The sequence below is a fragment of the Nocardia sp. alder85J genome (genome assembly GCF_020176955.2).
Taxonomy (GTDB): Bacteria; Actinomycetota; Actinomycetes; order Mycobacteriales; family Mycobacteriaceae; genus Nocardia.
This window is the reverse complement of sequence record NZ_JAIUCZ020000006.1, coordinates 127,063-148,055: the sequence shown is the minus strand read 5'-3', so window position 1 is coordinate 148,055 and position 20,993 is coordinate 127,063. Positions and strand designations below refer to the sequence as shown.

At 69.9% G+C, this 20,993-nt stretch carries 23 protein-coding genes; 9 read left to right on the top strand and 14 right to left on the bottom strand.

Annotation, left to right across the window (positions count from 1 at the left end; translation table 11 throughout):
- Positions 1 to 151: 151 nt before the first annotated feature.
- The 5 genes from LBW94_RS23825 to LBW94_RS23805 form a co-directional block, all read right to left on the bottom strand.
- Positions 152 to 727 (bottom strand): hypothetical protein, encoded by a 576-nt coding sequence (locus LBW94_RS23825; RefSeq protein WP_225062186.1) that lies wholly within the window; start codon positions 725 to 727, stop codon positions 152 to 154.
- Positions 724 to 1,233, bottom strand: coding sequence for a F0F1 ATP synthase subunit B (locus LBW94_RS23820; RefSeq protein ID WP_225062187.1), 510 nt, complete (start codon positions 1,231 to 1,233; stop codon positions 724 to 726). Before LBW94_RS23820 ends, LBW94_RS23825 begins: the two co-directional genes overlap by 4 nt.
- 8 nt (positions 1,234 to 1,241) lie before the next feature.
- Positions 1,242 to 1,499, bottom strand: coding sequence for a F0F1 ATP synthase subunit C (locus tag LBW94_RS23815; RefSeq protein WP_225062188.1), 258 nt, complete (start codon positions 1,497 to 1,499; stop codon positions 1,242 to 1,244).
- A 74-nt stretch (positions 1,500 to 1,573) separates the two neighbouring features.
- Positions 1,574 to 2,353 carry a F0F1 ATP synthase subunit A gene (gene atpB / locus LBW94_RS23810; RefSeq protein WP_225062189.1) on the bottom strand — a complete coding sequence of 260 codons (780 nt, stop codon included), beginning with the start codon at positions 2,351 to 2,353 and terminating at the stop codon, positions 1,574 to 1,576.
- Positions 2,350 to 2,730, bottom strand: coding sequence for a hypothetical protein (locus LBW94_RS23805; RefSeq protein WP_225062190.1), 381 nt, complete (start codon positions 2,728 to 2,730; stop codon positions 2,350 to 2,352). Before LBW94_RS23805 ends, atpB begins: the two co-directional genes overlap by 4 nt.
- A gap of 425 nt (positions 2,731 to 3,155) precedes the next feature.
- Here LBW94_RS23805 and LBW94_RS23800 point away from each other — a divergent pair, with 425 nt between their 5' ends.
- On the top strand, positions 3,156 to 4,196 hold the full coding sequence (locus tag LBW94_RS23800) for an MlaD family protein (protein WP_225062191.1): 1,041 nt from the start codon (positions 3,156 to 3,158) through the stop codon (positions 4,194 to 4,196).
- Here LBW94_RS23800 and LBW94_RS23795 read toward each other — a convergent pair.
- From LBW94_RS23795 to LBW94_RS23780, 4 genes are all read right to left on the bottom strand, one after another.
- Positions 4,172 to 5,230: an acetylserotonin O-methyltransferase gene (locus LBW94_RS23795; RefSeq protein WP_225062192.1), complete on the bottom strand. Its 1,059-nt coding sequence runs from the start codon at positions 5,228 to 5,230 to the stop codon at positions 4,172 to 4,174. The two genes, LBW94_RS23800 and LBW94_RS23795, sit on opposite strands and share 25 nt — an antisense overlap.
- A gap of 5 nt (positions 5,231 to 5,235) precedes the next feature.
- On the bottom strand, positions 5,236 to 5,835 hold the full coding sequence (locus LBW94_RS23790; protein WP_225062193.1) for an HdeD family acid-resistance protein: 600 nt from the start codon (positions 5,833 to 5,835) through the stop codon (positions 5,236 to 5,238).
- Positions 5,836 to 5,913: 78 nt separating this feature from the next.
- A complete protein-coding gene (locus tag LBW94_RS23785) occupies positions 5,914 to 6,963 on the bottom strand; it encodes an AraC family transcriptional regulator (RefSeq protein ID WP_225062194.1) in 1,050 nt (349 codons plus the stop codon).
- 49 nt (positions 6,964 to 7,012) lie between these two features.
- On the bottom strand, positions 7,013 to 8,062 hold the full coding sequence (locus LBW94_RS23780) for an AraC family transcriptional regulator (protein ID WP_225062195.1): 1,050 nt from the start codon (positions 8,060 to 8,062) through the stop codon (positions 7,013 to 7,015).
- Between the two features lie 290 nt (positions 8,063 to 8,352).
- Between LBW94_RS23780 and LBW94_RS23775 the strand changes: the two genes are divergently transcribed.
- Positions 8,353 to 9,642 (top strand): aldehyde dehydrogenase family protein, encoded by a 1,290-nt coding sequence (locus tag LBW94_RS23775; RefSeq protein WP_225062196.1) that lies wholly within the window; start codon positions 8,353 to 8,355, stop codon positions 9,640 to 9,642.
- Between the two features lie 63 nt (positions 9,643 to 9,705).
- Positions 9,706 to 10,026, top strand: a complete 321-nt coding sequence (locus tag LBW94_RS23770) for a hypothetical protein (RefSeq protein WP_225062197.1) — start codon at positions 9,706 to 9,708, stop codon at positions 10,024 to 10,026.
- Positions 10,027 to 10,114: 88 nt separating this feature from the next.
- Here the strand turns inward: LBW94_RS23770 and LBW94_RS23765 are convergent, their stop codons facing one another.
- Both LBW94_RS23765 and LBW94_RS23760 read right to left on the bottom strand, forming a co-directional pair.
- Positions 10,115 to 10,528, bottom strand: a complete 414-nt coding sequence (locus LBW94_RS23765; protein WP_225062198.1) for a nuclear transport factor 2 family protein — start codon at positions 10,526 to 10,528, stop codon at positions 10,115 to 10,117.
- A 35-nt stretch (positions 10,529 to 10,563) separates the two neighbouring features.
- On the bottom strand, positions 10,564 to 11,487 hold the full coding sequence (locus tag LBW94_RS23760) for a zinc-binding dehydrogenase (RefSeq protein WP_225062199.1): 924 nt from the start codon (positions 11,485 to 11,487) through the stop codon (positions 10,564 to 10,566).
- Positions 11,488 to 11,578: 91 nt separating this feature from the next.
- Between LBW94_RS23760 and LBW94_RS23755 the strand changes: the two genes are divergently transcribed.
- The 4 genes from LBW94_RS23755 to LBW94_RS23740 all read left to right on the top strand — a co-directional run bounded on the left by LBW94_RS23755 (position 11,579) and on the right by LBW94_RS23740 (position 15,837).
- Entirely contained in the window at positions 11,579 to 12,013 is a 435-nt protein-coding gene (locus LBW94_RS23755) for a winged helix-turn-helix transcriptional regulator (RefSeq protein ID WP_225062200.1), read from the top strand.
- Positions 12,014 to 12,104: 91 nt separating this feature from the next.
- The gene (locus tag LBW94_RS23750) at positions 12,105 to 12,968 is read left to right on the top strand and encodes an LLM class F420-dependent oxidoreductase (RefSeq protein ID WP_225062201.1); all 864 of its coding nucleotides are present in this window, start codon (positions 12,105 to 12,107) and stop codon (positions 12,966 to 12,968) included.
- A 354-nt stretch (positions 12,969 to 13,322) separates the two neighbouring features.
- Positions 13,323 to 14,525 carry a cytochrome P450 gene (locus LBW94_RS23745; RefSeq protein WP_225062202.1) on the top strand — a complete coding sequence of 401 codons (1,203 nt, stop codon included), beginning with the start codon at positions 13,323 to 13,325 and terminating at the stop codon, positions 14,523 to 14,525.
- A gap of 250 nt (positions 14,526 to 14,775) precedes the next feature.
- On the top strand, positions 14,776 to 15,837 hold the full coding sequence (locus LBW94_RS23740) for an NAD-dependent epimerase/dehydratase family protein (protein ID WP_225062203.1): 1,062 nt from the start codon (positions 14,776 to 14,778) through the stop codon (positions 15,835 to 15,837).
- Positions 15,838 to 16,025: 188 nt separating this feature from the next.
- Here the strand turns inward: LBW94_RS23740 and LBW94_RS23735 are convergent, their stop codons facing one another.
- The 3 genes from LBW94_RS23735 to LBW94_RS23725 are packed head-to-tail and all read right to left on the bottom strand — an operon-like array spanning position 16,026 to position 19,292.
- A complete protein-coding gene (locus tag LBW94_RS23735) occupies positions 16,026 to 17,099 on the bottom strand; it encodes a sensor histidine kinase (RefSeq protein WP_225062204.1) in 1,074 nt (357 codons plus the stop codon).
- Positions 17,089 to 17,784: a response regulator transcription factor gene (locus LBW94_RS23730; RefSeq protein ID WP_225062205.1), complete on the bottom strand. Its 696-nt coding sequence runs from the start codon at positions 17,782 to 17,784 to the stop codon at positions 17,089 to 17,091. Before LBW94_RS23730 ends, LBW94_RS23735 begins: the two co-directional genes overlap by 11 nt.
- Before the next feature lie 5 nt (positions 17,785 to 17,789).
- A complete protein-coding gene (locus tag LBW94_RS23725) occupies positions 17,790 to 19,292 on the bottom strand; it encodes a hypothetical protein (protein ID WP_225062223.1) in 1,503 nt (500 codons plus the stop codon).
- A gap of 353 nt (positions 19,293 to 19,645) precedes the next feature.
- Here LBW94_RS23725 and LBW94_RS23720 point away from each other — a divergent pair, with 353 nt between their 5' ends.
- Entirely contained in the window at positions 19,646 to 20,311 is a 666-nt protein-coding gene (locus LBW94_RS23720) for a glycosyltransferase family 2 protein (protein ID WP_225062206.1), read from the top strand.
- A complete protein-coding gene (locus tag LBW94_RS23715; RefSeq protein ID WP_225062207.1) occupies positions 20,308 to 20,991 on the top strand; it encodes a TIGR04282 family arsenosugar biosynthesis glycosyltransferase in 684 nt (227 codons plus the stop codon). Before LBW94_RS23720 ends, LBW94_RS23715 begins: the two co-directional genes overlap by 4 nt.
- The last annotated feature ends 2 nt before the right edge of the window (positions 20,992 to 20,993 follow it).

Genomic DNA, 20,993 nt, shown 5'->3' with positions numbered 1-20,993 from the left:
CGTCCCTCCCGAAGAACCCTCCCGGATTCTAGACGAGCGGGCGGCATCCCGAGCGGGCCGTGAAAACGACTGCACCCCTGTGATGTTCACATCACAGGGGTGCAGTCGTCGGATCGCGGGCCCGCGGTGACCGGGAGCCGTTGCGCCGGAATCAGTTCCAGCGGGACAGTGCCCAGCGGCGGACGGCCGGAGCGGCGTTGGCGAGGGTCTCCAGGTCGTCGAGGAACTTCTCGATACTCTCGTTGACCGCCTCGGGGCTGGCGACCTGCTCCTGCACCTTCTCCTCGGTGCAGGCCAGCATGGCGGCGGCCAGATCGGCCTCCAGGTCGCGCATGAGCTGACGGCGCAGCACGGTGATCTGATCGCGGCCCTGTTTGCGGACGCGTTCGACCTCGGCGCTCGCGGCCTCGCGCATCTGCTCGATGATGCGCACGGCATCTTCGCGGGCATCCGCGCGCATGCGCTCGAGTTCGGCCTGCGCCTCGGCGATCGCGCTGTCGTAGGCCGCCTTGGCCTCCTCCAGCCGCGTCGCCGCCTGCTCGCTGTCCTCGAGCTGCTTGCGCACCGTGTCCTGGCTCCTGGCCATCGCCTTCTGCAACGGTGGCACCACGAACTTCACGAACAGCGCGATGATCAGCACGAAGCCGACCAACTGGCTGGCGAAGACCTTCCACTGCACGGTGATGTGGTAGCCGTCCTCGGCGAGCAAGCCGAGAGTAGAGGTCATGACGTGGCCCGTCCTGTCTGGTGTCCGGCGCTGGTACCGGCGTGCCGATCGTCGCCGCCGACCACGCGGTCGGCCAAGGTCTGGGCGAGCGGTTCGACGGCTTCGCGCAGCTCCGCGGACACCTGATCGGCCTGGGCACGCAGTTGCGCCTCGGATTCGGCAACGATCTCGTCGGCCTGCTGCTGCGCTTCGTTGCGCATTTCTTCGAGAATGGCCCGGCCTTCGGCGCGGGCCTGGTTGCGGATGTCGGCCGCTTCGGCGCGGGCCTTCGTCAGAGCCGTCTGGTAACGCTCGTCGGCCTCGGCGAAGACATCCTTGGCCTCCTTGTTGTTCGCCGTGGTGGCGGCGACCCGTTCCTCGCGGTCCGCCAGCACCTTCCGGATCGGCGGCACCACGAAGAACCAGATGACTCCGAGCACGATCAGGAAGATGATCAGCTCGGCGAAGAAGGTGCCGTTGGGGACGAGGAAGTTCCCCTCGGCGGCCACATCTGTGCGGGGCGACATGACGGTACTTACTTACCGGGAGTCGCGAAGACGAACAGTGCCATGAAGGCGAGGTTGATGAAGTAGGCGGCCTCGACCAGACCCACGGTGAGGAAGAAGTTGCCGCGCAACTTGCCCTCGGCCTCGGGCTGGCGGGTGACACCGTTGATCAGCGCAGCGCCGGCGAGGCCGTCACCGATACCGGCGCCGATGGCGCCGCCAGCCATGATGATGCCACCACCGATGAGCGCACCCTGGACGATGGCCGCCGTAGTTGCGTCTGCCATGTTTCACTTCCTGTTCTCGAACGCAGTTGCTACAACCGGCTTGCCGGTCAGTGTTCACTGTCCGGCGAGGCCGGTCAGTGGTTTTCGTGCTCCAGCGCCAACGACTGGCTGAAGTAGAGGACGGTCAGCAGGGAGAAGATGAACGCCTGGATGAAGCCGACGAACAGGTCGAACAACTTCCAGACGGCATTCGGCCCCCAGCTGATCCAGAACGGAAACAGCGTGATCACCGAGATCATGACGCCGCCGGCGAACATGTTTCCGAACAATCGCAGCGACAGCGACAGCGGCTTGGCGATCTCCTCGATGATGTTGATCAACACCATCGGGCCCCAGCCGGTGTGGCCCTTCAGCAGCAGCTTGAAATGCGTGAGCGGCCCGCGCCGGACGATGCCCGCACCCTGATAGAACACGAATACGAACAGCGCCAGCGCGTACACGAAGTTGACGTCGGAGGCCGGGGGCGCGATGAATTCGCCGTCGCCGTACTGCATGGGCAGTACCGACAACCAGTTCGACAGCAGGATGAAGGTGAAAAGCGTGACTGCCAGCGGCAGTGCGTACGGCGCCACTCGCAGCCCGATCGCGCTTTCCACCTGATCGCGCATCTGGACCGTGACGGTCTCGAAGAACAATTGCACGCCATTGGGTACGCCGGAGGTGACCTTGGCCCGCAGGAACAATGCCAGCGCGATCACGATCACGGCGGCGACGGCGGTCGACACGATGGTGTCGAGATCGAACTCCAGCCCCAGGAAATGCGCGGTCGCGTGGTCGCCGACATGGATTTTCGAGTCGGCGAGCACCGCGACCGTTCCGGTCGCCTGGGCCAGGGAAGGGACGAGGATCGTCATGACAGTTCGCGCAGCGCTTTCAACTCGGGCACGACGGTCTGGAGGACCATGATTACTTGGAAGACGGCCAGGCCGAAGAAGATTCCGATCCCGTTGGGCCGTGCCAGGATTCCGACCACGATCGCGAGGGCGGTAAGGCCGAGCAACCGGCCCGCTGTCGTCACCAGCAAAGCCTGCTTGCTGGGAGTTTCCGAGCGCGTGATCCGGGTGACCGTGCGGTAGGTGAGATGCGCGTTCAGCCATCCCATTCCGAGGCCGATGCAGATGAACAGCCCGAGCAACAGCCGGTGCAGCGGACCTGTGGCAACCAGTGCCAGCACGCCGAATGCGACCGCAATATAGGCCGCACGGCGCAATCGGATCCGGTCCACGTTCACTTGGGACACCGCCTCGCCGTCGATCCCACCTCGTAGTGGGGGTCCTGATTGATGGTTAGCATACACATCGCAAGGTCATTGTGTAGCAATGTTTTTGATCTTTGTTTGGATGATCTTGAATTTCCCTACCGGCCTGTCCGTTCGGCACACTCAGCGATCTTTCGGCTATCATTCCTTGTGAACGAGGTACCGAATTCCGGAGCGGGCCACCGGCTTCGGCCGACAGCTCCGAGGCTAGCGAACGCGCGATATGCCCGGTATCGGGGGTCGGGAATCGAGCGAATCTCCGGCGAATATCGGACATCATTCGGCCGCGGGGCGGCGTGGTGTTGCGACCGGGGCCGACCACACCATTACTCTCACCATCCGATCACCAAGGAATTGCAAATGTTTTATAAAAACAACAGCTGACGAGAGGGAATCATTTGCCGAGCCGCAGTCTGCGTCGCCCGTTGCTCGGCGTGGGCGCCTTCGCCCTCGCCGGAATCCTGGCGACCGGCCTGATCTGGGACACCCTCGCCCACGAGATGCCCGGAGACACCGTGGAGCACACCGCCGTCTTCACCGACGTGCTCGGACTGCGGGTGCGCGACGACATCCGCATCGCCGGGGTACGGGTCGGCCGGGTCGACCGCATCGGCCTGGCCCGGGAGTCGGGCAGACCCGTTGCACGCGTGACCTTCCGGCTGCAACGCGCGCAGCGGCTACCGGCGGACACCAAGGCGCTGATCCGTTTCCAGGATCTGCTCGGCCGTCGCTACATCGCGCTGACGGCCGGATCCGACCCGCGCCCGCTGCCGCCCGGCGCGGAGATCCCGCTCGCCCGGACCGAGCCGTCCTATGATCTGTCCGCGCTGCTCACCGGATTCCGGCCGCTGTTCGCCACCCTCACCGCACGGCAGGTGAACGCGCTGGCCGACACCCTGATCAGAGCGCTACAGGGCGACGGTGTCGCCCTCGGCGCACTGATCAGCGAGACCGCGGCGCTGGCCACCGATTTCCAGCGCCGCGACGTGGTGCTCACCGAACTGATCGAGAGCCTGTCCGCGGTGATGTCCGGATTGGCCCGGCACGGCGACGAATTGGCGACGCTGGCCGCGCAGACCCGGACCCTGGTCGACGGGTTGTACCGGCAGGGCCGGGAATTGGAATCGGCGATGCTGCGGATCGCGGACGACACCGCCACCGCCGTGGCCGCGGTGGCCGGGGTGCGGCCCCGGCTGGCGAGTACGCAACTGCTGGTGCGCGACACCCTCACCCTGGTGCTGGCCAACGGCGCCGCGCTCGACCGGGCCGCGGTGGATCTGCCGAATCTGCTCGCCGACGGCGGCCGGGCCGCCGGCACGGGCGCCTACGCCAGCTCCTACATCTGTTTCCTGGACGTCTCGCTGTACGGGGTGCTGTTGCCCCGCGGCGTGGCCGGCCGCGTCGGCGGCTCCGCTCAGTCGGCGCCCTGCCGCCCCTGATCCGGGACCATCGCCCGGGTGGCGTCGCGCGCCGCCCGGGCGCGGGGGAGTTTGGTGCCGCACACCATCGATTCGGTACCGGTCAGCCGCTGGGCGTAGACCGCGCCGAATCCGGCCTCCGCCATCCAGTTCCGGCATTCGGTGAGGGTGTAGCCGGAGCCGTGCGCGGTCTCGATGAGCATGGTGAGGCTGTTGAGCAGGGCGTGCGCGTTGGTGCGGCGGCCGTCGTCGACGAGGGTGTCGTAGACGATCACCGATCCGCCCTCCGGCACCGCGTCGTAGGCCTTCCGCAGCAGCATCCCGCGGGTCCCGGGATCCCAGGAGTGCAGGATGTGCCCGAAGACCAGCACATCCGCGGTGGGCAGCGGATCGTGCAGGAAATCGCCGGGCACGAAGGCGGCCCGCGCGGTGAGCGGCCCCAGATGATCGGTGAAGATCGGCTCGACGACCGGCAGATCGAAGCCGATCCCGCGCAGCCGCTGATGCTCGTCCAGCACCACACGCAGGAATTCGCCCTGGGCGGTGCCGATGTCGGCGACGCAGTCGCGCTCCTCCCACGGGAAGCCGGTCGCCAGCGCGACGGCGCTGGGCCGCGACAGTCCGGTCATCGCCTGGAGGAAGCCGCGCAGGGCCTGACCGTCGCTGTAGAGGGTGGCGAAGAAGTCGCCGCCCTCCTTGATCTCGTTCTGCGGCCGGCCGGTGCACAGGGCCTCGGTGAGGTGACCCCAGTGCAAGTAGCCGCGCTCGGCCTCCATCTCCAGGTAGCCGCCGAGGTAGTCCGGTGATTTCCGGTTCAGGTAGCGGGCGCTCTCGGTGGTGTTGCTGTAGAGCCCGCCGTTGCGGTGCAGCATGCCCAGGGCGACCAGCGCGTCCAGGAAGTCGCGCGCGGCCCGCGGGTGCAGGCCCACCCAGTCGCGTAGCGGATCCAGCGGCAGCGGGCCGTCCGCGAGCGCGGTGAACACATCCAGCTCGACGGCGCTCAGCAGCGTGCGGGAAGCCTGGAACGCCAGCCCGAGCTGCAGGATCCGCTCCATCGGGACTACAGCCGGCCCGGTACGGCCTTGGCGCCGTTGCGGACCTGGAAGGCGTAGACGACCTCCATGATGCCCATGAAGATCAGCCACCAGCCCGCCACCAGGGTGAGGGTGGCGATCGCGTGGATCGGCCATACCACCAGCGCGATGCCGCCGATCAGCAGCATCAGCCCGTAGAAGATCGACCAGCCCCGGCCGGGCAGCCCGTGCGGCGCCTCGATGCTGCCCGCCGTCACGGTGATCCCGCGGAACAGCCAGCTGATGCCGATCCACAGCGCCAGCAGCACGATCGAGGCGCCGATGTCGCGAAAGGCGAAGAAGGCCAGGATGAACGACAGGATGCCGCTGACCAGCGACAGAATCCGCCAGCCCGCGCTGACGTGCGGCCCGAAGGCCGCGACCAGTTGCAGGATGCCGGAGATCAGCAGGTAGACACCGAACAGCACCCCGGCGACCGCGAGGGTCGGCCCCGGCCAGACCAGGGCCAGGATGCCCACCACGACCGACAGCACTCCGATGACGAGCAGCGACTGCCAGGCGCTGCGGGCCAACGAATGCAACGGACCCTCGTACATTGTGTTGGCTGTGTGATTGCTGGTGGTCATGTTGGCAGACTAATTCGAGAATATTGCATAGCGAATAGTTAGCCAGTATCAATTGGGCCACTCTCGGCCCGAGTACGCTCAGGCGCCGTTGGTGATCCGCCCGCGATGCAGCCGGGCGAACTGTCCCGGTGACTGCCCCTTCCAGGCGCGGAAGGCGGCGGCGAAGGCGGAGACGCTGGAATAGCCGAGCCGGGTGGCGACATGCTCGACGGTGAGCCCGGCGGTGAGCAGTTCCTCGGCCAGCATGCCGATGGTCTCGTTGGACAGCTCGCGGTAGGTGGTGCCCTCGTCGGCGAGCCGGCGGCGCAGGGTGCGCACCGAGAGGTCGAGATCGGCGGCGATATGGGTCTGGTCGGCGACGCCGCCCCGGCGGATCAGCAACTGCCGCACCCGCTCGCTCATGCCGATGCGGCCGCGGCGGCGTTGCAGGATGTCCGCGCACTGCTGTTCGTAGAAGCGGGCGGTGGCCGCGCTGCCCTGCGGTAGTGGCTGATCGAGGGTGCTCGCCTTGCCGATCAGCGCGGACTGCGCCGCGGAGAAGTCCAGCCGGTCGACGCCGAGCAGGGTTGCGAACATCTCGTAGATGGGGTGCGGATCGATGGTGATCCGCGCCTGCACCAGCGGCAGCCGGGTCTGCATCATGTCCTGGGTGACGGTGGCGATCGCCGCGAAATCGTGTTCCAGCGCGAACCGCCGCAGGTCGGCGGGGACCATGCTGTCGTCGCGGGTGATCCGATACTCGTCGCCGCGTAGCTCGAAACGATGGGTGCCGTAGGTGACCCAGCTGTCGCCGTAGCGCAGCCCGACCTCGGCGGCGTGCCGCATGGTGGGGCTGGTCATGATCGCGAAGCCGAGCACGCCCAGCCGGGTGGGGTGGCACATCATTCCGGCCATCAGACCCAGGCCCGGTTCGTCGTGCACACCGTGAACGACGTTGCGCAGCAACGTGATCTCCTGACCGAAGGTGATCTCCGGATCGGGCTCGCGCAGCTGGGTCCCTCGAATGCCGGTGTCCCGCAGGATCGTTTCCCGTGTCAGGCCGCGGGACTCGGCGAAATCGGCGAGCAGTGCCGCGCCGCTGATGGAGCGCAGGCGGGCGAACCGGTCCAGGGGCCTGGCGTCGTCCATCCGGCCATCGTCCCAGAATCGCGGCCGGTGTGTGCCGGAAATCGCTGCGCTACACCTCGGTCGACACCCGGCCGCGATGGGTGCGCGCGAAGTGCCCGGGGGACTGGCCTTTCCACGCCCGGAATGCCGAGGTGAACGCCGAGGTGCTGGAGTAGCCGAGCCGCCCGGCCACGTGTTCCACCGTGAGCCCGGCGGTGAGCAGCTCCTCGGCGAGCATTCCGATTGTCTCGCTGGACAATTCGCGGTAGGTGGTGCCCTCGTCGGCGAGCCGGCGGCGCAGCGTGCGCACCGACAGGTCGAGATCGGCGGCGATGTGTGACTGGTCGGCGATACCGCCGCGGCGGACCAGTAGTTCACGCACCCGGCTGCTGATCCCGTCGCGGCTGCGGCGGCGCTGGATCAGGTCGACACATTGTTGTTCGTAGAACCGTGAGGTGGCGAGGTTGCCGCTGGGCAGCGGCAGGTCGAGGGTGGCGCGCTTGCCGATCAGCACCGTCTGCCGGGCGTCGAATTCGATGGCCTCGACGCCGAGCAGGGTCGCGAACATCTCGTAGATCGGATGCGCGGCGACGGTGACGTGCACCGCCAGGATCGGCAGTCGCATCGACATGATGTCCTGCTGGATGGTCGAGATCGCCGCGACGTCGCGCTCCAGCGCGAAGCGGCGCAGATCCGGCGGGAGCACGCTGTCGTCGCGGACCACCCGGAACATGTCGCCGTGCTCCTCGAGCCGGTGCGGCGCGAAGGTGAACCACATGTCGCCGTAACGCAGCGCGACCTCGGCGGCGTGCCGCACCGTCGGGCTGGACATCATCGCGAAGCCGAGCACCCCCAGCGACGGCGGATGACACATCAGCCCCGCCATCAGCCCGAGGCCCGGTTCGTCGTCCGTGCCCGTGACGATGTTGCGCAGCAGGACCAGTTCCTGCGCGTAGGTGATCTCGGCGCGCGGATCGTGCAGCAGTGCCTCGTGGATTGCGGTGCCGCGCAGGATCGCCGGCGCGGCCATCCCTCGTGACTGCGCGAATTCGACCAGCAGCGCGGCGCCCGCGATGGAGCGCAGGCGGGCGGACGGATTGGTGAGCGTGGCGTCGTCCACCCCGAAATGGTCGCAGACTTCGCCCGGACTTCGCTGGGAATCCGCTGTGATCATGGCACATTCGCGGTACGCTTTCGTCGCGGTGAGTTTGCTGAGAGCGTCCCAAATTCACATATTTCTGTCCCAATGCGCACTGGTTGCCGGATGTCCGTTAGCCATACGGTTTCTCTGTGCCGCAACATGATCGGCGTACCCGTCGCGCCGGGAGCATCGTCCGCCCGGGACCTCGAGCGCTCGATCATGATGTGGCAGTAACTCTTTCCCCGCACCCCCCTGGAGTGAGTACTCGCATGCCGTTCACGCATTCGCCCGCTGCCAGGAACGCCTGGATCACCGTGGCCGCCCCCGCCGACGGCCGGGTGCTCGGCACCTTGCCGATGCACACCCCGGATCGAGTTCGTGCGCTGGTCACCGACCTGCGCGCGGCGCAGATCGAGTGGCGGGCGCTGGGTGTGGTGGGCCGGGCCCGGTGGATCAGCCGGTTCCGCGACTGGTTGCCGGCCAACCGGCAGCGACTGGTGGAGTTGTTCGCCGCGGAGACCGGCAAACCGATTGCTGCCGCGATGCGGGAGTTCCAACTCTGCCTCGACGCGATCGACTACCACCGTACGCACGGGGCCGAATTCCTCGACGGGCACCGCCCGCGCCCGCACGCACTGCCGAGCGTGTCGCTGCATCTGGCGATCGCCTACCGTCCGTGTCCGGTGGTGGGGGTTCTCGCGCCGTGGACGCATCCGCTGGCGGTCACCGTGTTCGACGCGATCCCGGCGCTGATGGCCGGGTCGGCGGTGGTGGTGAAGCCGTCGTCGGTGACTCCGCTGACGGTGCGGGCGCTGGTGGGCGGCTGGGCGGAACTCGGCGCGCCACCGGTGCTGGAATTCGTGGTCGGCCGCGCCGCCGGTCCGGCGGTCGTCGACACCGTCGACTACGTGCACTTCACCGGCTCCCCGGAGACCGGCAGGATGGTCGCGCTGCGAGCGGCCACCCGGCTGGTGCCGTGCCGGCTCGAGCTCGGCGGCAAGTCGTCGGCGCTGGTCCTCGCCGACGCCGATCTGGACCGGGCGGCCACCGGCATCGCGGTCGGCGGGCTGGCCGAGTGCGGGCAGAGCTGTCACAGCATCGAGCGGGTGTTCGTCGAATCCGCCTGCTATGACGCATTTCTGGAGCGGCTGACGGCCGAGGTGGCCGGCTGTGCCGCCGAGGCGGGGGAGCCCGCCGAGGTGATGACCTCGGCCGCGCACGTGCGGCACATCCACGAGCAGGTGCGCGACGCCCGCGCCAAGGGCGCGTCGCTACGCGCCGGTGGTTCGGGCCACGACCACACCTTCGAGCCGACCGTGCTGGCGGACGTCGATCCGGGGATGAGCATCCTGACCCAGCAGACCCTGGGCCCGGTGCTGCCGGTGATGCGGGTGGCGACGGCCGACCAGGCGCTGCCGCTGCTCAACGATCCGTGCGGCCCGGTCGCCAGCGTCTGGACCTCCGACGACTCCGCGGGGCGGGAGTTGGCCGGTCGAATCGTGGCGGCCCGGGTGGCCGTCGCCGATGTGTCGGTGCATCTGGCGCCGGCACCCTCGTGACACCCGAAGTACCTCCACGACAGGAAGATTCCGACACACGGCAGAGGTAGTGAGGACAATACGATGACCGGCTGGGAGGTCTCCGGCGCCGCTCTCGTCCTGATCGGCGCCCTGGGTACGGTGGCGATGAGCCGCCGCCCGCATCACATTTCGACCGGACGCAGCGTCGCCGAGATCCGGCAGCGGCTGCTCGCCGAGATCACCGCCCCGGAACTCGCCCCGCCGGTGCTGCTGATCCCGCACAGCGCGCCGGCGTGCGCACCCGACATCCCGGAGGCCCACCGCACCATGCAGGAGCATCTGGAGTGCGCGGTCGCGGACTGCCCCCGCAAGGCGGCGGCCTACCGGGTGCTGGTGGCGGCGGGCCGGATCACACCCCGGTAGGCGGGCCCGGCGCGGGGGACCGGCCGGCGCGCGGTGAATCCAGCCGCGTCGTGGGTCGGTCACGGCGCGGCCGGTCCGCCCGGGTCCGTCACTGCCCGAACAGGATTCGGCTCGCGTAGCGGGTGTCGAAGTACTCGCGCGCCTCGGCGATGCGGCCGTCGGCGACCCGGAAGACGATGACCACATCGTTGGCGTACTCCGTACCGTCGACGGTGGTGGCGCGCGTGGTCCATTCGGCCACCGCGTGGTCGCCGTCGGCGATCAGCGTGCGCAGTTCCTGGCCGAGCGGTTTCGTCAGGTCGAAGCGGGCGAGCATGATGGGCAGGAAGCCCTCGAAGATCTGGTCCGGGCCCTTCCAGGTGCCGGAGGTGGGCAGATCGCCGATCAAGGTCCAGGTGGCGTCGGGGGCGAAGAATTCGGCGCGGCGTTCGGCGGCCTCGCCGCCGCTGAGGGCGGCGACGTAGTTCCGCACGACGGTCCGGGTCTGTTCGGTGGTGCTCATGGTCATAACCCTTTCAGGTGGAAGTGTCGTGGTGGTCAGCGGGTGAGGACCGCGTTGCCGCGGATGCGGCGCGCGGCGAGGTCGGTCAGCACGGTGGGGGTGTCGGCCCAATCGGCGACGCGGCCCAGCTCCGGGTGCAGGGCGCCCGTGCCGACCAGATCCACCAGTTCGGTGAGGTCCGCGGCGTCGGTGGTGTCCGAGATCCAGTGTGCGAAGTGGTGCACGGTGACCGGGGTGGCCGCGAACAGCCGGAAGAAGTCCAGCCGCACCGGCTCCCGGCTCGCCTGCCCGAACCAGACGATCGTGCTGCCCGGCGCGAGCCGATCCAGCGCCGCGGTGAAGGTGTCGCCGCCGACCGATTCCAGCACCACGTCGAACGGTCCGGCGGCCGTGGTGAGGTCGTGCACGATCCGGGCGCCGAATTCGGCCAGTCGTTGTCCTCGTTCCGCAGTCGCGGTCACGGCGGTGACGTCGGCGCCGGCCGCGACGGCCAGCTCCACCACCAGGTGCCCGACGCCGCCGGAGGCGCCGGTGATCAGCAGCCGGCGGCCGCGGAGGTCGCCGGTGCGGCGCAGCAGCCGCAGCGCGGTGAGCCCCGCCAGCGGCAGCGTGGCCGCGACCGTGGCCGGAATCCGTGGTGGCCGTGCCGCGATCGCGGTGGTCGGTACCGCGACCCGCTCCGCCCAGCCGCCGCCGGGGGCGTGCGCCACCACGCGCTCGCCCACGGCCGGGCCGGTGCCGTCAGTGGCCGCGGCCACCACCCGGCCGGCCACGTCCTGACCCGGAATCGTGCCGGCGGCCGAGGGTTCGCCGTAGACGCCGGTGAGGGCGAACCAGTCGCCGCGGTCCACCGAGTACGCCTCGACCTCGAGGACCGCCTCGTGCGCCGCCGGAATCGGCTCGGCGATCTCGACCGGCGCGATCACCCGGTCGTCTCCGGTTGCTGCCCATGCCTTCATGTCTTCCTCCGAAACTGTTGTCCCGCAGAGTCTTCGGTGCGTCTACCGCGGTTTCCGTGCTGCTTCGAAGACTAGGTGGGCTGGTATACCGATGGAAGAAGGCAGTAAATGGTGGTATAGGTACCTCGTGGAAACCATCGAGGTAGCGGACGTGCCCGCGTGGGATGTGTTCAGTGTCGACTGTCCGAGCCGGCAGGTGTTCGATCGGATCGGGGAGCGGTGGACCGGGCTGGTGCTGCTCGCGCTCGAGCCCGGCACCCAGCGGTTCTCGGAGTTGCGACGCCGCATCGAGGGCATCACGCAGAAGATGCTCACCCAGACGCTGCGCGCCCTCGAGCGTGACGGCATCGTGACCCGCCGGGTGTATGCCACGGTGCCGGTCACCGTCGAGTACACGCTGACCCCGCTCGGGCGCGGTCTCTGCGCGGCGGTGGCGGTGCTGCGCGGCTGGGCGTACGCGCATATCGGTGAAATCACGACCGCCCGAGCAGATTACGACGAGGCGGCGGCGGAGCGTAGTTCCTAGCGTCCGATTCGTCCCGCCGTCGGGTGGTATCCCGCAGCCCGATAGGGTGGCCATCCGGAAGGTCATCCCTCTGCCCCCGAGGAGCTGCCCCATGGACCTGAGCCTGCACTACTGGAACTTCTCCACCCCCGCCGATCCCGCTCGGATCGCCACCACGCTCGGCACCGCCGCGCGCCACGCCGAACAGGCGGGCTTCGCGGGGCTGACCGTGATGGACCACTACTTCCAGATGGAACTCCGCGGCCGGGCCGAGGAACCCATGCTGGAGGCGTACACCACCCTCGGCTATCTGGCCGCGCTGACCGAGCGCATCCAGCTCGGTGTGCTCGTCACCGGCGTCATGTACCGCTATCCGGGCCTGCTGGCCAAGATCGTCGCCACCTTGGACGTGCTGTCCGGCGGGCGGGCGCATCTGGGCATCGGCGCTTCCTGGTACGAGCGGGAGCAGGTCGGGCTCGGCGTGCCCGTGGTGCCGATGGCCGAGCGCTTCGAGCGGCTGGAGGAGACGATCCAGATCTGCCTGCAGATGTGGAGCGACAACAACGGGCCCTACAAGGGCGAGCATTACCAGCTGGCCGAGACGCTGTGCATACCGGCGCCGCTGACCCGGCCGCGACCGCCGATCCTGATCGGCGGCGGTGGCGAGAAGAAGACGCTGCTGCTGGTGGCGCGGTACGCCGACGCCTGCAATCTGTTCGCCACCACGCCGGACGAGGTGTCCGCCAAGCTGGCCGTGCTGCGCGGGCACTGCGAGGCCGAGGGCCGCGACTACGACGCCATCCGCAAGACCGCCGTGTACATGGGCCCGGTCTACGACGATCCCGATGCCTTCCTGGTGAACGCGGAAGCCTATGCGGGACTGGGTATCACCCAGCTGGATTTGATGCCCGACGGCGATCCGGTCGAATATGTCGAGCGCACCGCCGATCTGGTGCCGCGGATCGCCGAACTCTGATCCGCTCCCCTCGGGCGCGCTCCCGCCGCCGACGCGGCGGGGGCGCGCCCGGTGACTTTCTCGCCCTTCCTGTTCCGCGACCCGCGTCGGTCGTCGCCGCTGTTCGCGGCGCTGCCTGTCGCGGGTCGCCTGTCGTGGGCCGGGTGCGCGGCGGTAGCTGCCGGGCCGACCGGTCTGCTTGTGTCTCACGAAATAGTCTGCAAACAAATTGTTTTGGCGTTTGTCGCAATGAAAGATGGCCCACTGGAATGTCTTTCGGCTATTGACAGGGGCGGATGCGAGCAATACCTTAGCCAGGGTAAGTATTTCTTACCTGGCAGGGAACCCGCCGTCCGTAATGACAAGGGAGACCGCATGTCCGCCCCCACCGAGGTTCGCCCCTACCCCTTCGGCGAGCCGGTTCAGCTCGAGATTCATCCACTGTTCGCGACACTCCGCCAGGAGGAACCGGTTTCGCGCATCCGGTTGCCCTACGGCGGGGACGGCTGGCTGGTCACCCGCTACGCGGATGTCCGGCAGGTCCTCGCGGACCATCGCTTCAGTCGCGCCGTGACCGTCGGCCGCGACGACATTCCGCGCTCCACACCGGAACCCGCGCGGGCCAACTCCCTGCTCAGTATGGATCCGCCGGAGCACAGCCGGTTGCGCAAGCTGGTGTCGAAGGCGTTCACCGTCCGCCGGGTGGCCGAATTGCGGCCCCGCGCACAGCAGATCGTGGACGACCTGTTCGACGACCTCGAACGTACCGGCTCACCCGCCGATCTGGTGCAGGGGCTGGCGCTGCCGCTGCCGGTCACGGTCATCTGCGAGATGCTCGGCGTACCACCGGAGGAACAGCACCGCTTCCGGGACTTCTCCGACACCGTGATGTCCACGACCGCCCATTCGCTGGCGGAGATCGTCGCCGCTCGCGCGGCGCTCGAGGACTACCTGGCCGAACTGGTGGCTCGCCGCCGCGCGACGCCCACCGACGATCTGTACGGCGCGCTGGTCGCCGCCCGGGACGACGAGGACCGGCTCAGCGAGGCCGAACTGGTCAACCTCGGCGTCACCATCCTGATCGCCGGGCACGAGACCACCGCCAACCAGATCGCGAACTTCACCTATGTGCTGCTGAGCGATCCGGACCGGTGGGAGTCGCTGCTGCGCCGACCGGAATCGGTGCCCGCCGCCGTGGAGGAACTGCTGCGCTACGTGCAGCTGGGCAGTGGCGCCGCCTTCGCCCGGGTGGCCACCGAGGACGTCGAACTCGGCGGCGTGACCGTGCGGGCCGGTGAGGCGGTGTTCGCCAGCATCCAGTCCGCCAACCGCGACGACTCCGTCTTCGCCGGATCCGAGCGACTCGACCTCACCCGGGAGACCAATGTGCACGTGGCCTTCGGTCACGGGGCCCACCACTGCCTCGGCGCACAACTGGCCCGGGTGGAGTTGCAGGTGGCGCTGAGCTCGCTGCTGCGCCGCTTCCCGGGATTGCACCTGGCCGTTCCCGCGAGCGAGATCCCTTGGAAGACCGGCCTGCTCGTGCGCGGCCCGCGCACGCTGATGGTCGGGTGGTGAACCGCCCGGCATGGCGGGGTCCGGTCGCCGGGCCGTCGCGATCGCGAGTGGCCGGTGGCGCACCGGGCGCCGAGTTCGTTCGCGGCACCGGGGTGCGCTGCCTGCGCCCGGGGCCGTGGACGGCGTGGGCCCGAGTTTGTGACGGAAGTCTGAACCCTGTCGCGTCGGCGGCGTTTCGGGTCGGTATCCGGTCCGCCCGAGCGGGAGGATCGCGGGTATGAATCCCTCCGGTTTCGCGGGCTGCTGAGCCATGCGGGTATTGCTCACCGGCGCCGCCGGTTTCATCGGGTCCCACATCCGGGACGCGTTGCTCGACGCCGGTGACGAGGTGGTCGCGGCGGACCTCATGCTCGCCGCCGCGCACGGTCCGGCGGCGACGGTGCCGGAGGGGGTGCAGCATGCCGACGTGCGGGACCCCGAGGCGATGTCGCGGCTGTTGCGCGGCGTCGACGTGGTCTGTCATCAGGCGGCGGTGGTCGGCGCGGGGGTGAACGCCGCCGACGCACCCGCCTACGCCTGCCACAACGATCTCGGTACCGCGGTGCTGCTGGCGGCCATGGCCGAGGCGGGTGTGCGCCGGCTGGTGCTGGCCTCGTCGATGGTCGTGTACGGCGAGGGTCGTTATCGTGGTGCGGATTCGGCCGAGGCGGTACCGGTTCCGCGCCGGCGGGAGGATCTCGAGCGCGGCTGCTTCGATCACCTCGACCCCGGCACCGGACGGCCGTTGGCCTGGGCGCCGATCGGTGAGGACGGCCGGCTCGCGCCGCGCAGCCTGTACGCGGCCAGCAAACTGGCGCAGGAGAACTACGCCCTCGCCTGGGCGGCGGCCACCGGCGGCGCGGTGATCGCGCTCCGGTACCACAATGTCTACGGTGACGGAATGCCCAGGGACACACCGTATTCCGGCGTCGCGGCGATCTTCCGATCGGCGCTGGCGGCCGGTGCCGCGCCGCGGGTTTTCGAGGACGGCGGGCAGATGCGCGATTTCGTGCATGTCCGCGACGTGGCTGCCGCCAATGTCGCCGCCGTGCACCACTCGTTACCCGGATTCGTCGCCCTCAACGTCTGTTCCGGCGTGCCGATCACCATCCTCGAGGTGGCCGGTCTGCTGTCCCGCGCCCACGGCGGCACCCCGCCGCTCGTCACCGGCGAATACCGGCCGGGCGATGTCCGGCACATCGTGGCCGCACCCGATCGCGCGCGCGATCTGCTGGGTTTCACCGCCGCCGTCCATCCCGCTGACGGGCTAGCCGAATTCGCCACCGCTCCTTTGCGTTCCGCGGTCGCGGTGGGGGCGCCGCAGTGGCGGTGAGGGTCGCCGGGTTCGTGGCCGCCCGGCGGTGGTCCGCGCGGGCCGGTGGGATTCGGCCGGCGGCTCCCGGTGCCACCGGCCGGTGCTCGGCGGTGGTCCGGTGCCGGTCGTTCGAGGTCGATGGCGTGCGGTCGGTGTGGGACCGGGCTGACGGCGGCCGTCGCTGGGCGAGGCAGGTGTGGTGTGGTTCAGGGGGCGATGGCCGGGGCCTGCCGGTCGGGCTGGGGGAGGCCGGGGGCCGAGGGTTGCCACAGCGGGATCCGGATTTCGAAGCGGCAGCCGATGTCCCGGTTGCGGGCGGTGATCTCGCCATGGTGGGCCTGGATCAGGCCCGCCGCGATGGCCAGGCCCATGCCGCTGTTGCTGCCGATGCCGGTGGCGGCGGGGGAGCGAGCGGCGGTGCCGCGGTAGGCGACCTCGAAGATGCGCGGCAGGTCGGTGGCCGTGATGCCGGGGCCGGTGTCGTCGACGCGGGCCCAGGCGTGGCCGTCGGTGCAGCCGGTGGTGACGTCCACGCGGCCGCCGGGCGGGGTGTGCTCGATCGCGTTGGCCACCAGATTGGTGATGACCCGGGTCAGTGCCCGGTCGCTGCCGTGCACCAGGATCGGGGAATCCGGTTGGCGGGCACGGATGTCCACGTGCGCGCGGGCGGCCGTCGGCACGGTCGCGGCGGTGACCTCGTCGATCAGTTCGCGCAGGTCCACCGTTTCCAGGGTGAGCCGGAGGGCGCCGGAGTTGATCTTCGACATCTCGAACAGGTCGTCCACCATGGCCGACAGCCGGTTGGTCTCCCGGACGATCTGGCGCGCATAGCGATCCAGGGTTTCGGGGCGGTCGACGACGCCGTCGGCGATCGCCTCGCTCATGGCGAGGATGCCCGCCAGCGGGGTGCGCAGATCATGGCTGACCCAGGCCACCAGTTCGCGCCGGGAGCGTTCGGCCGCGCGTTCCTGTTCCAGCATCTGCCGCTGCCACACCGTTTTCCGCGCCTGGGCCCGGCCCAGCATGATCGCCGCGGGCACCGCGACAGCCGTGACCACCGCGAGAACCAGTGCGCTGCGCTGCAATTCGTGGGTGAACATCAGGCCGCTCACCGCGACCAGGCCGGTCAGGGTGGCCAGGGTCGGGATCAGTACCAGCACCACCATGCTGGTGGTGAGGCTGCGATTGTGGGTGAGCCGCATCGCGAGCGCGCCGAGCGCGGTGACCGGCACCGATCCGGCCAGCGCGTAGGCGATCAGGGCGGGAATGTCATGCGGCATCGCCGGCCCCCGTCCCCGGGCGGCCCCAGGCGTACCCCCGGCCCCACACCGTCTCGATCCGATGCGCCGCGCCGAGTTTCGCGCGCAACCGTTTGACGTGCACGGTGACCGTGGAATGGTCGCCGAAGGTCCAGCCCCACACCCGTTCCAGCAGTTCGTCGCGGCTGAACACCTGGTGCGGGTGGCCGATCAGGAAGGTCAGCAGATCGAATTCGCGGGCGGTCAGCTCGACTCGCCGCTCGTCGACCAGGACGGCCTGCGCCTCGGGATGTAGTTCGACGGCGCCACTGCGGATCACCCGCTCGGGGCCGGGCCGGGCCTGCGCGGCCCGGCGCAGCACCGAGGCCACCCGCAGCGCCAGTTCTCGCGGGCTGAACGGTTTCACGACGTAATCATCCGCCCCGGCCTGCAATCCCACCACCCGATCCTCCTCCTCACCGAGGGCGGTCAGCAGGATGATCGGGGTCTGCGGGTGCGGGCCGCCGCGGACCATCCGGCACAGTTCCACCCCGTCCGGCGGCGGCATCATCACGTCCAGGATCGCCAGGTCGATCTCGTTGCGCCCCAGGATGTTCGCGGCATCGGGCCCGTCACCGGCCTCGACCACCACCAGGCCGTCCAGCTCCAGATACCGCCGCACCACCTCACGGACGACCGGATCGTCGTCGGCCACCAGAATCCGCATCCGCCTCACCAATTCGTCGCCAGCAGATGATTGAGCAGCAGCGCCGCCACCGCCTGCGTGACCAGCCACCACCGCGCCGCGCGCCGCGGCAGCAGTGCGGTCGCCGCCAGCAGCCAGACGTCGAACGGCAACCAGATCCGCTCGGTCTCCGCCTTGCTGAGCCCACTGAGATCGGCCGCGGCAATCGCCACCAGCCCCGCCGCCGCGAGCAGCGCCGCCGGATCGACCACGGCCCGCCACCGTCCGAGCGCCTCGGCGAAACCCCCGCCCTGCCCCCGGCGGGACGGCTCCGCGATCCCCACGACCGGAGGCGAGCCGGGCGCCGCCGCGATGTCCGCGACCCGCAGCCGGTCGGCTGCTGCCGGGATCTCCCGGGCCCGCTGTGGGCCGAGTGCCGCCGCGATGCCGGTGCCGGGCTGCCGGTCGGGTGGCTCCGCGGTGCCGGTGCGCCACCATCGCAGCGCCGGAAGGCTCAGCCCCCGAACCACTTCGGGCAGTGCGGCCGTGGTCGCGAGACCGACCGCGCAGACGGTGGCCGCCAGATTGCCCCAGACCCAGTAGGAGTACGGCCGTTCGGAGGCGATGCCCTGGTAATACCGTTGCACCACAAGGTGATAGCCGTCGAGCCAGGAGAACCCGGCCGCGGTGAACGCGCCCGCCACCAGCGCCACCCCCAGCAGCGCCGGGAGCATCGGCCGGAAACCGCGGGCCAGCAGCACCGCTGCCGCCGGGATCGCCATACAGGTCAGCCCGTAGTTGAGATACAGGCCGTAGCCGAACAACAGGCCCGAGGCCAGCGCGACCCCCGGCCACCCCGCTCGCTGCCGGGTCGCGACGGCCAGCAGCGCCACCGCCCAGGCCGTGACCCCCGCGAAGAACCCGTCGGCCGAGACGCCGACCCACACCGCGGCCGGCGCCAGCACCAGCAACGGCAGCACCGCCCGCGCCCGATCGGCCGCGCCGAGGGCGTCCAGTGCCACCGCCACGGCCGCCACCGCACTGCCTCCGACCAGGACACACAGCCACGCCGCCCAGGCGCCGCCGCGCAGACCGATCCGATCCAGCAGCACGAAGGTCAGCAATGCCCCCGGCGGATGCCCGGCGACATGTGTCGTCCACGAGTCCGGCCGGAAATCCAGGATGCGCGAGGAGAATCCGCGCAACATCACCCCGATGTCGCGGACTCCGCCGACCTCCCACAGGTATTCGTGCTGCCGGGTGAGCCGCCCGGCGAAACCCACCTGCCAGCCGTCGATCATCGCCAGCGCGAACGTCCACGCCACCGACGTCAGCCACGCCACCGTCAGCAACCGCCCCCAGCTCAGCCGCCGCGCCGCCTGCGGCCCGAGCACGACCACCAGCACCGCGATCGCGATCGCGGGCCCGGTGCCCCACCCGATGTGCGGCCCCCAGATCCCGAAGATCGGCGCCGCCGCCGCATACAGTTGCCGGCTCCACTGCTGCCCCCGCCACTGTGGTAGCGCGAACGCCACCGCGACCAGCACCATCGCGGCGGCGGTACACGCCGCGGTCCCGAAGTGGCGGGTGCGCCGGGGCGTGTCGGCGGAAGTGACGACCTGCTGCACGCGCTTCACCTTAGGCCGCGCACCCAGCCTCATCGGCCACGATGCCCGTGCCCGGCCCGGCCGTCACACTTTCGTCACTGGCCGCGGTCCACGTCGGCCATCCGGATATCGCCCGGCTGCGGTGCGGCAGCCGGTCACGCCCCCGCAGGCCGGCCCGGCGCCCCGCGCCGAGCGGACCATCACTGCCATCTGGGATGAATGTGCTGGTCGGCGTCATACTTTCGTCATCGGTTCGTGCGGGGTCGCGGGGGCGGCGGGGTTCTACGGTCGGTGGCGTGACCGAGAAATGTGCGCGGCCGGAGATCACCGTGGTGATTCCGTGCCACAACGAGGCGGGGGCGTTGCCGGGGGTGCTGGCCGCCGTGCCGGCCGGATATCGGGTCATCGTCGTCGACAACGCGTCCACCGACGAGACGGCCGCGGTGGCGAGTGCGGCGGGGGTGACCGTGGTGGCCGAGCCGACACCGGGGTACGGGTCGGCCGTGCATGCGGGGGTGTGCGCGGCCGATACCGAGCTGGTGGCGGTGCTGGACGGGGACGGGTCGCTGGATCCGGGGGAGATTCCGCGGCTGGCCGGGGAATTGGGGCCGGGGGTCGACATGGTGGCCGGGCGGCGGCGAGCGGTGACGCGGGGGGCGTGGCCGTGGCACGCGCGGGCGGGGAATGCGGTGCTGGCGGCGGTGCTGCGGCGGCGCCACGGGTTGCCGGTGCACGATCTGGCCGCGATCCGGGTGCTGCGCCGGGAGCGATTGCTGGCGCTGGGGCCGTTGCATCCGCGGTCGGGGTATCCGCTGGCGTTGTTGCTCGGCGCGGCGCGGGCGGGCTGGGGGGTGGTGGAGCGCGATGTCGACTACCGGCCGCGCACGCACGGGGTGTCGAAGGTATCCGGTTCGGTGCGCGGGACTCTGATCGCCGTGCGGGACTTCTGGAGTGTGCTGTGACGCCGATCGATGCCACGATGCTGGTGATCGCCAAGGCGCCGATCGCCGGATTCGCGAAAACCCGTCTGACACCGCCCTTCTCGCCACAGCAGGCGGCGGGGCTGGCAGCGGCGGCGCTGCTGGACACGCTGGCGGCGGTGCGCGACAGCGGGATCCGGCATCGGATGGTGTCGTGGACCGGTGAGCTGGCGCGCGCGGAGCGGGCCGACGAGATCGCCGCGGCGCTGGCCGATTTCGAGGTCGTCCCGCAGTCCGGCGGCTCGTTCGGCGAACGGCTGGCCGACGCGCACGCCGATGCCGCCGGTTTCGGCCGCCCGGTGTTGCAGATCGGGATGGACACCCCGCAGGCCGGGCCGGAACTGCTGGCCGACTGCGCGACCCGGCTGCTGGCGTGCGAGGACACGGTGCTGGGACCGGCCGCCGACGGCGGGTGGTGGGCGCTGGGGCTCACCGATCCCGCCGCCGCGAGCATCCTGGTCACGGTGCCGATGTCGACCGCGCGCACCGGCGAGCTGACGGCGCTGGCGTTGCGGCGCTACGGGTGTCGCATCGACCCGCTGCCGGTGCTCACCGATGTCGACACCGTCGCCGATGTGGCGGTGGTCGCGGCCGCCCGGCCGGGCCGATTCGCCCGTGCGGTGGCGCGACTGGACGCCGCGCGGGCCTCGGCCATCGTGTGACG